Source organism: Clostridium sp. YIM B02500 (genome assembly GCF_022324665.1).
In the GTDB taxonomy this organism is placed as follows: Bacteria; Bacillota; Clostridia; order Clostridiales; family Clostridiaceae; genus Clostridium; species Clostridium beijerinckii.
Map to the genome: position 1 here is coordinate 183,345 of NZ_JAKGTE010000005.1, position 13,730 is coordinate 197,074.

Annotated in this window: 11 protein-coding genes; 5 read left to right on the forward strand and 6 right to left on the reverse strand. The window is 29.6% G+C overall.

The features are described from left to right. Positions 1 to 65 precede the first annotated feature (65 nt). Positions 66 to 368 carry a hypothetical protein gene (locus L1S46_RS06090; protein WP_011968378.1) on the reverse strand — a complete coding sequence of 101 codons (303 nt, stop codon included), beginning with the start codon at positions 366 to 368 and terminating at the stop codon, positions 66 to 68. Between the two features lie 155 nt (positions 369 to 523). Beyond that, on the reverse strand, positions 524 to 3,136 hold the full coding sequence (locus L1S46_RS06095) for a calcium-translocating P-type ATPase, PMCA-type (RefSeq protein ID WP_238899513.1): 2,613 nt from the start codon (positions 3,134 to 3,136) through the stop codon (positions 524 to 526). Positions 3,137 to 3,455: 319 nt separating this feature from the next. Between L1S46_RS06095 and L1S46_RS06100 the strand changes: the two genes are divergently transcribed. The 4 genes from L1S46_RS06100 (at position 3,456) to L1S46_RS06115 (ending at position 7,060) form a co-directional block, all read left to right on the forward strand. Beyond that, positions 3,456 to 3,875 carry a YaaR family protein gene (locus L1S46_RS06100; RefSeq protein WP_238860620.1) on the forward strand — a complete coding sequence of 140 codons (420 nt, stop codon included), beginning with the start codon at positions 3,456 to 3,458 and terminating at the stop codon, positions 3,873 to 3,875. Between the two features lie 791 nt (positions 3,876 to 4,666). Then, a complete protein-coding gene (locus L1S46_RS06105) occupies positions 4,667 to 5,665 on the forward strand; it encodes an ABC transporter substrate-binding protein (protein WP_238899514.1) in 999 nt (332 codons plus the stop codon). Next, positions 5,640 to 6,395, forward strand: a complete 756-nt coding sequence (locus L1S46_RS06110; protein ID WP_238860616.1) for an ABC transporter permease subunit — start codon at positions 5,640 to 5,642, stop codon at positions 6,393 to 6,395. Before L1S46_RS06105 ends, L1S46_RS06110 begins: the two co-directional genes overlap by 26 nt. Next, the gene (locus tag L1S46_RS06115) at positions 6,392 to 7,060 is read left to right on the forward strand and encodes an ABC transporter ATP-binding protein (RefSeq protein WP_238899515.1); all 669 of its coding nucleotides are present in this window, start codon (positions 6,392 to 6,394) and stop codon (positions 7,058 to 7,060) included. Before L1S46_RS06110 ends, L1S46_RS06115 begins: the two co-directional genes overlap by 4 nt. 37 nt (positions 7,061 to 7,097) lie before the next feature. Here L1S46_RS06115 and L1S46_RS06120 read toward each other — a convergent pair whose 3' ends face one another. Beyond that, positions 7,098 to 7,349 carry a hypothetical protein gene (locus L1S46_RS06120; RefSeq protein ID WP_017212760.1) on the reverse strand — a complete coding sequence of 84 codons (252 nt, stop codon included), beginning with the start codon at positions 7,347 to 7,349 and terminating at the stop codon, positions 7,098 to 7,100. 97 nt (positions 7,350 to 7,446) lie between these two features. Here L1S46_RS06120 and L1S46_RS06125 point away from each other — a divergent pair, with 97 nt between their 5' ends. Beyond that, entirely contained in the window at positions 7,447 to 9,153 is a 1,707-nt protein-coding gene (locus L1S46_RS06125) for an ABC transporter ATP-binding protein (RefSeq protein WP_238899516.1), read from the forward strand. A 51-nt stretch (positions 9,154 to 9,204) separates the two neighbouring features. On the opposite strand, the gene L1S46_RS06130 is transcribed toward L1S46_RS06125, so the two are convergent. The 3 genes from L1S46_RS06130 to L1S46_RS06140 form a co-directional block, all read right to left on the reverse strand. Then, positions 9,205 to 9,636: a hypothetical protein gene (locus tag L1S46_RS06130; RefSeq protein WP_238899517.1), complete on the reverse strand. Its 432-nt coding sequence runs from the start codon at positions 9,634 to 9,636 to the stop codon at positions 9,205 to 9,207. Positions 9,637 to 10,053: 417 nt separating this feature from the next. Further along, positions 10,054 to 11,082, reverse strand: coding sequence for a branched-chain amino acid aminotransferase (locus tag L1S46_RS06135; protein ID WP_077830733.1), 1,029 nt, complete (start codon positions 11,080 to 11,082; stop codon positions 10,054 to 10,056). A 475-nt stretch (positions 11,083 to 11,557) separates the two neighbouring features. After that, the gene (locus L1S46_RS06140) at positions 11,558 to 13,456 is read right to left on the reverse strand and encodes an NAD(+) synthase (RefSeq protein WP_238899518.1); all 1,899 of its coding nucleotides are present in this window, start codon (positions 13,454 to 13,456) and stop codon (positions 11,558 to 11,560) included. Positions 13,457 to 13,730: the final 274 nt, after the last annotated feature.

The following is a 13,730-nucleotide window of genomic DNA, read 5'->3' on the forward strand; positions in this document are numbered from 1 at the left end:
AAAAATTTAATCTTTAATTGTGAATCGTGAATTAAAAAAGTTCTGCCTTCCAGCAGAACTTTTTTCTAGATATATTTGAACTTTACAGATATTTCTTTAATTTCACCTTTTGAATTTTTTCTAATTGAAAATTGTTTTATGTCTTTAAAATCATTTTCTAATTGATAAGTTAATTCTGTAATAGTAGCTTTAGCTTTCTTAGTTAAACCACCATCTTCAATAATTTCAAATCTTGATTTTCTGCAAGTTGTTTCATCATTTTTATCATCAATAATTACATAATATTCAGGTGCTTCTTCTATGACCACATATTCCTTATTTAAAGTTAAAGTTGAACAAAGATCATTATCTATACATTTTATTATCATTTTAATACCTCCTAAATCCCTTTTATATGATAGATTGTACTATAGATATTATCTTGTTTCAACTATAATTAAAAAGATAAAAAAAGTTTGTCAATATTCATAAAAATTGATCATTAAAATATTGTAATAAATGTAATATTTTAATTACCTTATGCTTATCTATGATATTTAATTAACTTAAATATTTCATTAAGCAAGAATGGGATTAAAGAAATACATATGACTAGAAGCCAATCTCTGGCACTTAAAATAAATACATTAAATACATCAGCGAAGAATGGAATTATAATTATTAAAAATTGAATACACATACCAAGTAGAATTGATAGCAATAAATATTTGTTTGTGAAGAGTCCAACCTTTAAAAGAGATTTTTCTCTGCTTCGCATAGAGAGTGAAAAAAATAATTGGGAAAAACTTAAAACTACAAAAGCTAAAGTTTGAGCATGAACTAGGGAGCTCATATACAATCTTTCACCAAGAAGAAAAGCAGATAATGTTACACCACCAATTAGTACACCATTTAAAGCCAGAAATAACCCCATGTGTTCTGCAAAAAGTGATTCTTTTGGATTTCTAGGTGGATGCTCCATTACGCTTGGATCCTTTGGATCTATACCAAGAGAAAGAGCAGGAAAACTGTCTGTTATTAAATTCACCCATAAAATATGAATTGGTAATAATGGTGGATCAAAATTTAATAGAATAGCTACAAATAAAGAAACTATTTCGCCCAAGTTACAGGACAATAAGAATATTATAGCTTTTCTTATATTTGCATAAATATTTCTTCCTTCCTCTACAGCTTTTACTATTGTGGTAAAGTTGTCGTCAGTTAAAATCATATCAGCAGCACCTTTAGCGACGTCAGTCCCTGTAATACCCATAGCAACACCTATATCAGCAGCCTTTAAAGATGGAGCGTCGTTAACGCCATCACCAGTCATAGATACAATATTCCCATGGAATTTAAATGCTTTTACAATCTTAACTTTATTTTCTGGAGAAACTCTAGCAAATACCTTATAATTGTTAACTATTTTATTAAATTCTTCATCGCTATAGCTATCAATTTCAGCGCCAGTCATGCATTCATTTATACTATTTGCAATTCCAAGTTCACTAGCAATTGCAAAAGCAGTATTTTTATGATCTCCAGTTATCATAATAGGAGTTATTCCAGCTTGCTTACATAAAGCAATTGATGGTTTAACTTCCTCTCTAGGAGGATCTATCATTCCCATTAATCCTACGAAAGTTAAATCTTTTTCGAGAGAATCTATGCTGACGCTTTCATCCTTTATGTCTTTATAGCTTAAACCGAGGACTCTTAAGGCTTCGTCAGACATTAGATTAGATATTTTTAGGATTTCATCCTTTTTTTCTTGTGTGAAATCAATTATTTCTCCATTTAATAAGATTTTGTTTGAAAGTTTAAGTAAATTATCAATAGCTCCTTTGGTGAAAACTTTAAAATGTGAATCGTATTTATTTACTGTAGTCATGAGCTTTCTATCGGAGTCAAAAGGAATTTCATCAACCCTTGAGTGATCTGTGCTTAAATCTTCTTTATATAAGTCATACTTGATTCCAGCATCAAGCAAAGCAATTTCAGTAGGATCTCCTGTTTTACTACCATCTTTTGAAGTAGCATCATTGCATAAAATCATTCCTTCAAACAACAATTTTGTATCATTATCACCTAGATCGCAATTATCAATAGATACAAGTTTATTATTTATACAGCATTTTTTTATTGTCATTACATTTAAAGTTAAAGTTCCAGTTTTGTCAGAGCATATTATATTAACAGAGCCTAAAGTTTCAACGGCTGGAAGTTTTTTTACTATAGAATTTTGCTTTATCATTCGCTGTACACCCATTGCTAGTACTATCGCAACAATTGCTGGAAGGCCCTCAGGAATTGCAGCAACAGCTAAGCTTATAGCTGTTAAAAGCATTTCGAACCAATCTCGTCCTTGAAACATTGATATGACAAAGATCAATATACAAATACCTACAGCTCCAAAACCTAAAGTTTTTCCAAGAGATGCAAGTCTTCGTTGCAAAGGAGTAGTATTATCCTCTTCTTTATTTAGCATATCAGCTATTTTTCCTATTTGTGTATTCATTCCAGTATTTACAACAACACCTGTTCCGCGTCCGTAAGTCACTAAAGTGGACATAAAGGCCATATTTATCATATCACCTATAGGTATATTGCCATTTGCAAGGGTAACATTACTATCTTTTTCAGCAGGGACTGATTCGCCAGTAAATGCTGACTCATCTATTTTTAAATTAGCACTTTCAATTAATCGTAAATCAGCAGGGAGATATCTTCCTGCATCTAGTACAATAATGTCACCCACAACAACTTCTTCAGAAGGTATTTCTTTTATAATACCATCTCGCTTAACTATGGCTTTTGGGGTAGATAATTTTTTTAATGCTTCGAGAGATTTTTCAGCCTTAGATTCTTGAAATACCCCTATTAGGGCATTTATTAAAATTACAAGCAGTATCACGATTGTGTCACTATATTCGTGCATAAATGCAGAAATAATTGCTGCAACTAAAAGTATATAAATCATAACATCGTTTATTTGAGATAAGAATAGCTGCCAAAGGCTCTTTTTGCTTTGAGAAGCTAATTTGTTTTCTCCATATTTTTCAAGGCGCTCTTTTGCCTCTGATTCGGAAAGCCCAACATCAGGATTAACATTTAATTTTTGTAGAACTTCTTGTGAAGGTGCATCAAACCACATGGATAACATCACTCCATTCATAATTTAGTATATACATATATATATTAGAGGTTTAATGAATTTATATACATGGGAAAAAATGAAATATACATATCAAAATCAAATATTAAGTAGAGAAAATAACTGGATTTTGATATAATTAATTATATATATTGCAAAAATAATTATTCATAATCATTTTAAAGACATTGCAAGAATTTTATCTTTAATTGTGAAATGTGAATTGCAACATATGTACAATAGAGCGTAATTAGCTATTTTTAGAGTTTTAAACTTTTAGATAAACTTTATTTTTGAGTTAAGAAAGGATTGAATATACATGGAGATTGGTAGAGTGCGAAGAGGTACCGTAACTTCTGAGAGAAAAATTGTTCCTGAAAAAAAGGATTTTTCCCAAAGTTTTAGTCAGGAAAGACATAAAAAATCAGAAGAACAACTCAAAAAAATGATAGATGACATAAAAAAAAGGGGTAACAGGCTCGTAACTACTAAGACTTATGTTGATGTAGTTATGTACAAGAAGATGATAAAAGAATATTTAGAATCGATACTAAAGTTCATGTATGAGACTAAAAAAGATATTAGCTTTTGGCAGACTCAGTATTTCGTAACGGTTGATACTGTTGATGGAAAACTTGAAGAATTAACAAAAGCACTCCTTTCTGATGAAAAAGATAATATAAATATAGCGTCAACAATTGATGAAATTCAAGGGATGATTGTTGATATATATAGATAATAAATGATATACGTGTTGCAATAACATATTCACATTTACAAGGCTATTAAGTTAATCGTTCAATCAAGATGGGAATGTGGAAATCTAATTTCAGTAAGTATATAAATGTATATTTTTTATAAATAGAAATATATTAGAACATGTTTAATAATTATTCTACATGTTCTTTTGTCGTTTTTAATCTTTATTGAAATTATATATAGATACCCCAATTAAGCCCCGAACTCATGCATATGTCTCGCCGAAATAAGAATTATGCTATTGTTCCAGTTTCTAAGGAAATTATGATGGATGATTCTAAGATCACAAGTTGCACCCAAGATGCTAGCCTCAAAGGCGAGCTTTGAACTAGCATACTTGGAACAACTTTTAATCTAAGAATCAAAACCATCAAATTCCTAATGAAACATTTCACAAAAGCATAATTCTTATTTCTAGTTGAGATATATTTCATAGTATAAATCTAACTTATAATTGGGTCATCTATATAGATATCCAATAAAAAATTGGAGTTATTAGATGAAAATATTTACAAGGTTGATAAAAATTTAAGTTCATATCTTCACTAGAAATCATAAATATATTTTCACAGCTTTTCGGAACAAAATATTTATGATTTCGGTAAGTTATCACATAAATATAGTTTTAAAGTTGGATATTCATACAGATTTGGTATTTCAATTTTAATATGTTATTATAATTAATAGTGAATATCAATTAATTAATATTACTATTAAGTATTTTGATTTAATTCTTAATTTAGATATTAATATTTTTTAGGGGGAATTAGAATGAAAAAAAAGGTATCATCATTTTTGATTATGATATTGTGCGTTCTTACATTTGCAGGTTGTGGCAGTAGCTCAAATCAAAGCAAATCTGAAGATAATAAGAAATCAACAAAAGATATTAGCTTTGTAACACCAGATGGGCTTACAGCTATAGCAGTAGCTAAACTTATAAAAGAAAAACCGGAAATTAAATCTGGATACAATGTTAATTATACTATTGAGCAAAACTCTGACAGCTTAGTTACAAGCGTTATGAAGAGTGAGCCAGATATTGCAATTGTTCCTTCAAACGTGGCGGCAACTGTGTTTAGTAAGAACAAGGAATATAAAATAGCAGGAACAGTTGGATTTGGATCGTTTTATATAGGTACAACTAATCAAAATCAAAGCGTTGAAGATTTAAAAGGAAAAGAAGTTTACAATATTGGGAAGGGATTAACGCCTGATATAATTGCAAGAACAATACTTAAAGAAAAAGGTATTGATGTAGATAAAGAAATTAACTTTAGTTATGTAAATACAGTAAATGAGCTTGCACCAATAATTTTATCTGGAAAGTCAGAATATGCAGTAATTCCAGAACCAGCTTTATCAACAGTTCAGAGTAAAAATGATAAGTTTAATGTAATGCTAAATTTAAATGAAGAATGGAAAAAATTAAACGACTCTCAATATGGATATCCTCAATCAACAATTATAGTTAAGAAGGAATTGTTAGAAAATGATAAGGAATTTGTTTCAGAACTTTTAAAACAAGTTAAAGATTCAGAAGAGTGGATATATAATAATAAAGAAACTGTTGGAGATTATTGCGAAGAAATAGGAGTTTCGGCAAAGAAGCCAATAGTAGTAAAAGCTATTGATAGGTCAAATATAAAATACGTAGGAATAAAGGATTGTTATAAAGAATATGAAACTTATTTTAAAAAATTAAATGAATTTGATCCAAAAACAATAGGAGGAAGTATACCAAATGATGAAATATTCATGGAAAAGTAGATTATATACTTTACTATCATGTATATTTTTCATAGGGATATGGCAGCTAATTGCAGTAATAATAAATAATGACATATATATTCCAAGATTAGAACAAGTATTAGAAGCTATTAAGAATATTTTTGGTGATAAAAATTCGTTAAAGATAATTTTTAGCAGTTTTTACAGGACTGCGACTAGTTATGTATTAGCTTTGATTTTTTCAATGATTTTAGGGGTGCTCGCAACAGTGTATCCCTTTTTCAAGTATTTAATGGAGCCTGTAAATTCATTTAGCAAGACAATTCCAACTATGGTGTTAGTAGTTCTTTCATTGGTGTGGTTTGATAAGGATAGTACACCATTTGTTGCAGGATTTGCTATCATTTTTCCAATCCTTTATGAAGGTATACGAAATAACCTTTTGCAAATAGATAAAAAAATAATCGATATGACGAAGATATATGAAGTGAGCCTAAAAAACAAGGTCAAAAAGATCTATATTCCAACTATGAAATTTTATTTTATGAGCATCTTTGTATCGACATTTTCATTGACTTTTAAAGTTGTAATTGCAGGAGAAGTATACGGGCAGCCAAAGTTTGGGATAGGATCACAGATACAGGTAGAAAAAGTTAATTTTAATACTCCAGGGATTTTTGCATGGATTGTAATTATTGTCATTGTATCTCTAGTTTTAGAGTTTTTAAATAAGTTGTTAAGGAAAAGAACATATAGGTGGTCCAAATGAATATAAGTATTAAAAATCTAAATAAGTCATATGGAACTGAGAAAATTTTTGAGAATTTCAACATAGATTTTTACGACGATAAGATAAATTGTATAATAGGAAAATCTGGGTGTGGAAAGAGTACTCTATTAGACATTATAGCAGGTATAATAGATGTTCAAAGTGGAGAGATAAGTGGCGTTTCATTAAGTGATATAAGCTATATATTTCAAGAAGATAGGTTAATTGAGTGGCTTACTGTTAAAGAAAACTTGGAAATTGCATTAGAAAAATATTTCAAGGATCCTGATTTAGAGAATAGAATTGATGAAGTATTAAATTTAGTTGGAATTTACGATACAAAAAACAAATATCCAAATGCACTTAGCGGAGGAATGAGACAAAGAGTTAACATAGCAAGAGCATTTGGAAAGCCATCAAAGGTCATTTTAATGGATGAGCCTTTTAAATCTTTAGATTATAAGTTGAAATATGCCATAATTGATGAATTTAAAAATTTATTAGATAAAGAAAAAAGAATGGTTATATTGGTTACTCATGATCTGGATGAAGCTATATATTTCCGAGGGAATATAATAGTATTTAATAATAAGCCAGTTAAAATAGCAGGAGCATTCAGTGAGAATTTGGATAAATGTAAGGAAGAAATTTTAAATATAATATAAAAGTTATATAGTAGGAATGTACTACTAGTACACATTTTTAATTATATATACAAATTTTGCTTCCAACTAAAACGAATAAGAAACTTGCTATTACAAAACTGGAAATACCCAAAAATTTTTTATTTGCATTTAATAAATTAATGCCAAGCAATGTATCACAAAGGCCTAAGCAAATAAAGATTAATGGGAAAAAATAATCTGGATCAGATTTACTTGCTATGATATTTAGTGAAAATAAAGGCAATAGAATTGCTAAGCAGAAGCTTACAAAATAAAATAGCTTTTTCATAAAAGTTATTCACCACCTTACAATTGGGAAATTATGTATTATATTAAAGTATATACAAGCCATATGAATTTTATTCATTAGAGGAAGGAGATTTTAAATGATAAAAAAATTTATTTCATTTTATAAACCGTATAAATTATTATTTATTTTAGATTTAGTAGTAGCACTTATCGCATCTTTATGCGATTTAGTATATCCAGTTATGACAAGGGATCTAGTAAATGAATCGATTCCTAATAAAGATTTAAGGACAATTATTGTATTTGCCATAGCATTACTTATAATTTTTGGAATCAAGGCTGCATGTGGTTACTTCATGCAGTATTGGGGACATGTTGTAGGTGTTAGAATGCAGGGGGATATGAGAAGACATATATTTAAGCACCTTCAAAAATTACCTAATAGCTTTTTTGATAATAATAAAACAGGGGATATAATGTCTAGAATAATTAATGACTTAATGGATATCTCAGAGCTTGCTCATCATGGGCCAGAAGATTTATTTATATCAATAGTGATGCTTATAGGTTCATTTATAATATTGTGTACAATCAATATACCTCTTACAGTTTTAATATTTGCATTTATACCATTTATAGTATGGTTTACTTTATATGAGAGAAAGAAGATGAATAAAGCTTTTCTTGAAACTAAAGTAGAAACAGGAGCAGTCAATGCAAATCTTGAAAATAGTATTTCAGGAATAAAAATATCAAAAGCATTTGTAAGTCATGAAGCTGAAGAAGAAAAATTTGAAAAAGGAAATAAAAGATTCATCAATGCCAGAGAAAGAGCATACAAAGTAATGGCAGAATATTCTTCTGGTGCAGGATTTGGAATGGACGTGCTAAGTTATGTAGGTTTAATAGGAGGAGGAATATTTACACTTATTGGACTTATAAACATTGGAGATTTTATGGCATATATGCTGTTTATAAAAATCTTTATGACCCCAATAAAGAAACTTATTGATTTTATGGAACAATTTCAAAATGGAATTACAGGTTTCCAAAGATATATAGAAATAATGAGTCAAGATAAAGAAAAAGATAAAGCAAATGCAACTGAACTTGAAAATGTTAAAGGGGAAATAGAATTTAAAGATGTTAATTTCAGCTATGAAGGAAAAGAAGTCTTAAAAAATATTTCTATTAAGATAAATAAAGGAAAGATGTTAGCGTTAGTAGGAGCTTCTGGTGGAGGTAAAACAACATTTTGTAATCTTATCCCAAGATTTTATGAAGTTGATAGTGGAGATATTTTAATAGATAATAAGAGTATTTATGATGTTAAATTAGATTCTCTTAGAGAGAATATTGGAATAGTTCAGCAAGAAGTTTTCTTATTTACAGGAACAATAAGAGATAATATACTGTTTGGAAAGACAGATGCAACTGAGGAAGAATTATTAAGAGCTGCTAAGATGGCTAATATTCATGAATTTATAAATACATTGCCAGAAGGATATGATACCTACATTGGTGAGAGAGGTGTTAAATTATCTGGTGGGCAAAAGCAGCGTATTTCCATTGCTAGAGTTTTTCTTAAAAATCCTCCAATATTAATTTTGGATGAAGCAACATCGGCACTAGATAATGCAACAGAACGCATAATTCAAGAATCCCTAGAAAAGTTATGCGCTGGAAGGACAACCATAGTAGTTGCACATAGATTGTCTACCATTAAGAATGCAGATGAAATTATTGTACTTGGAAAAACAGGTATAATAGAAGCAGGAACTCATGAAGAATTAATGGAGAAACAAGGAGAGTACAGTAATTTACATAGACTAGCAGCAGTGTAAACTTTAGATAAAAGAAGGTTGCCAAAAACCATATGTTTTGGCAACCTTTTATTAGTTATTAGATTCATTTTTTAATGAATTTAGTAATTGTACTTTTTTATATAGAGTAGATACATCCACATCAACATCCATAGCTTGAGCAAGCTTGTTATGCAATTCAGTTTGAGTAGCATTCTTCTCAGAAGTCTCAGAATCTTTTATTTTATTGTTGAACTTTGCCTGAACTAATCTGGAGTTTTCTTCACTTTTTAATCTTGCCATATTTTCCAATTCATTTGAAAAAGTCGTTGAATTGTCATTTGATGATGATTGTGAAGCTGATGAATGCAAAGTATTGTCAAAAGATTTAGCATTATTTTGTTTTTTATTGGAAGGATTTCGAGGGTTAGTATAAGGTCTCTTTATTATTTTATTATCTATAGCAGCACCAGATACACTAGCCACAATATATTCACTTCTAGAAATTATTCTGTTATCACTCATATAATATCCCCTCCCTAAAATTATAAATTCAGCTTCAATAATTAGTATTAATATATTACTTATATATTCGTATATCTACTAGAAAAGTTTACTAAATATTCTATAATATAATGTATATTTATTAGATTAATATATATACGTTGCAAAAATAATTATTCATCATAATTATAAAAATATTAAAAGAATTTTAGCTGTAATTGTGAATTGCAACATATATAATATAATAAGAGAGTAAAATATATGATGATATAATAAATTTATACTTAACATTCTAAAGCTTAAGCACTTATTTAAGAATGGAAGATTCAAATTCAATTGAAAGATATGATACAGAGATTCTAAATAATAGTATAAAAAAATAGTATGAACTACTTTTTAGCTAAGTTCATACTATTTTTTAACTTTATTTTATAAATATTATTCTACTTCGTATATCCAGCCTTCTGGAGCTTCAACATCACCAAGTTGAATTCCTAAAAGTAAGTCATATAATTTTTGAGTTATAGGACCAACTTCAGTTTCGCTAAAGAATACATGCAATTTATCGTCATGTTGGATTCCACCAATAGGAGTTATTACTGCAGCAGTACCGCAAGCACCAGCCTCTTTAAATTGATCTATTTCATCAATAAATACTTCTCTTTCATAAACAGGCATTTTTAAATAATGTTCAGCAATGTAAAGAAGAGATCTCTTTGTTATACTTGGCAAAATAGATGGTGATTTAGGAGTAACGAATTCATCATTTTTAGTTATTCCAAAGAAGTTTGCAGCACCTATTTCTTCTATCTTTGTATGAGTAGCTGGATCTAGGTAAATACAATCAGCAAATCCTTTTTTTACAGCTTCAGCATGAGCTTGTAATGAAGCAGCATAGTTACCACCAACTTTATTTCCACCAGTACCATGAGGAGCAGCTCTATCAAAGTCATCTAAAACTATATAATTGCAAGGAGATACACCATCTTTAAAATAAGGTCCTACTGGTATACAAAATACACCGAAAATATATTCTGGAGCAGGCTTAACACCAATGTTGTTACCAACTCCCATTAAATATGGCCTAATATATAGAGTTGCACCACTTCCATAAGGTGGTACATATTTTTCATTTGCCTTTACAACTTGTTTAACTGCATCGATAAATTTTTCTTTTGGAATATGTGGCATAAGAAGTTTGTCACAGCTTTCATTCATACGATCTGCATTTAAGTCAGGTCTAAATAATTGAATTTTACCTTCTTTTGTTGTATATGCCTTAAGCCCTTCAAAACAACTTTGGCCATAGTGAATAACCGTAGAAGCTTCACTTATGCTAAGCATATTGTCTTCAACAAGTTTTCCTTCATCCCATTTTCCATCTTTCCAAACTGAAATATAACGAAGATCTGTTTTTATGTAATCAAATCCTAATTTACCCCAGTCTATATCAGCTTTTTTCCCCATTTTTATATTCCTCCAAATCTATAAGGCTTATTGCCATTGTTTATTATTGTTATTTAATAACATCTATTTTAGCACTATCTAAAAAAAATTTCCACACATTTGAAAAAAGTACGCACCTATAAAAAGAGCACGAAGTGCAATTAAGATCTTTTCACCTATAAAAAGAGCACGAAGTGCAACCAAGATCATTTCACATTTGAAAAAAAGTGCAAGCACAATTAAGAACTTATTAAACATAACTTGATAGAGATTTTGTACATACTTTTAAGTGAATATCTCAACTGGAAATCATATATATTTTTGTGTAGAAAACATTTGAAAATGAGCTGTTAAAGGTTCCTAGTTGTAAGTTGTTCAAATTTAGCTTGTCACGCTGAAAGCGGGAGCATGCTGAATTGGGCGCAACTTGCAACTTAGAGCCTTCAGCGATATTTTAATAGTTTTTCGGAACAAAAATATATATGATTTCAGCTAGCTATTCCCAAGCCTTAGCATCTGATGGCATACGCCAGTCACCTCTAGGACTTAAAGAAATACTTCCGACTTTAGGTCCATCAGGAAGAGCACTTCTTTTAAATTGTTGAGTAAAGAATCTAAAAATAAATTTATCAAGCCATTTTTGTATTTCCTCATCAGAGTAATCATCTTTAAAGGCAGCCCTAGCTAAAAAGAATATTCTCTCTTTAGTTGAGCCATGTTTAATAAAGTGATATAAGAAGAAATCATGAAGCTCATAAGGACCTACAATATCTTCCGTTTTTTGAGCGATTTCACCGTTAGCATCCTTAGGTAATAATTCAGGGCTTACAGGTGTATCTAGTATATCCATAAGAATATCGCGTACAACTTCAGTAGATTCATGTTGAGCTACATATTGAACTAAATATCTTACAAGAGTTTTTGGAATAGATGGATTTACAGAATACATTGACATATGATCTCCGTTATATGTACACCAGCCAAGAGCAAGCTCTGATAAATCACCAGTACCTATTAAGAGTCCTCTTTCTTTATTAGCAATATCCATTAAAATTTGGGTTCTTTCTCTTGCCTGAACATTTTCGTAAGTTACATCATGAATGTCTTTATCATGACCAATATCTTCAAAATGTTGAAGAGATGCTTTAACTATATTTATTTCTCTAAGGTCTGTATCTAATTCCTTACATAAATTAATAGCATTATTGTAAGTTCTATCAGTAGTACCGAAACCAGGCATAGTAATGGTTACTATATTCTTTTTGTCAATACCAAGCAATTCAAAAGTCTTTACTATTACAAGTAAGGCTAATGTAGAATCCAATCCCCCTGAAATCCCAACTATAGCTTTTTTTGATCCTGTATGCTCTAATCTCTTTGCTAAGCCAGCAGCTTGAATATTAAATATTTCTTTGCAGCGAACTTCTCTTTCTTTTTCGTAAGAAGGTACAAATGGATGTTTATCCACAAATCTATCAAATGTGCTTATTGAAGCATCACTAAATTCAAATTTAATCACGTTAGGATTCTTATTGATAAATTTAGATGAATCTCTAAAGCTCAAGTTTTTCATTCTTTCAGACTTTAATTTGAATACATCAACTATAGAATATATTACTTCGTTTTCTCTTTGAAATCTGTCATTTTCTTTTAATAATGAACCATTTTCACTTATTAATAAATGCCCGCTAAATAATACATCTGTAGTGGATTCATGAACACCAGCAGAAGAATATATATAGCTGCAGATTGATCTAGCACTTTGATTTGATATCAGGCTTTTTCTATAATCCATCTTACTAACAAGCTCATTTGATGCAGAAAGGTTTCCGATTATATGAGCGCCCATAAGAGAAAGGTAAGAGCTTGGTGGAATTGTTACCCATAAGTCTTCACAAATTTCAACTCCAAAGTTTGCGATACTTGATGAAAAAATTAAGTTTACTCCAAAAGGAACATCTTTTTGGAATGGTAAATCCACTCTTTCATCCTCAACTGAAAGACCTTCAGTAAACCATCTTTTTTCATAGAATTCACTGTAATTTGGAAGATATGACTTAGGAACTATTCCTAAAATACTTCCTTTAAATAATAGAAAAGCACAATTGTATAAAGTACTTTCGCAGATAAGTGGTGCACCTACAGCAATTAAAATATCATCGCCTTTAGTAGAATCTAATATTTCAAAAATTCCATCTAAAGCTTTGTTTAGTAAGTATTCTTGCAAAAATAAATCTCCGCAAGTATAAGCTGTTAAGCAAAGTTCTGGGAAAACTATGAATTTACTTTCGTTTTTTACTGCATCATTTATGCACTGTAAAATATTTTTAACATTATAATCAACATCTGCAACTCTAGTTTTAGGGCAAGCAGCTGCGACTTTTATAAAATCCATTTAATCACTCCTTGCAATTATAAAGTTTAAGTTTTTTTATTGGTTTATAAGATATAGTTCTAATATAATTAAATACGTTTTAAGTATATTTTGCTTAGTAAACATAAACATATCCTAATAATTATATACTAACATGTTTGTGAAATCAAAAAAAGATAAAAGGTATAAAATAACTCTTTTTAAGTTAATAAATATCTTGAAATATTCATAAATACACTGTATAATATAAAATAAGATTACAAATTCCAGTATGTATGTAAAAATTGGACAGTAG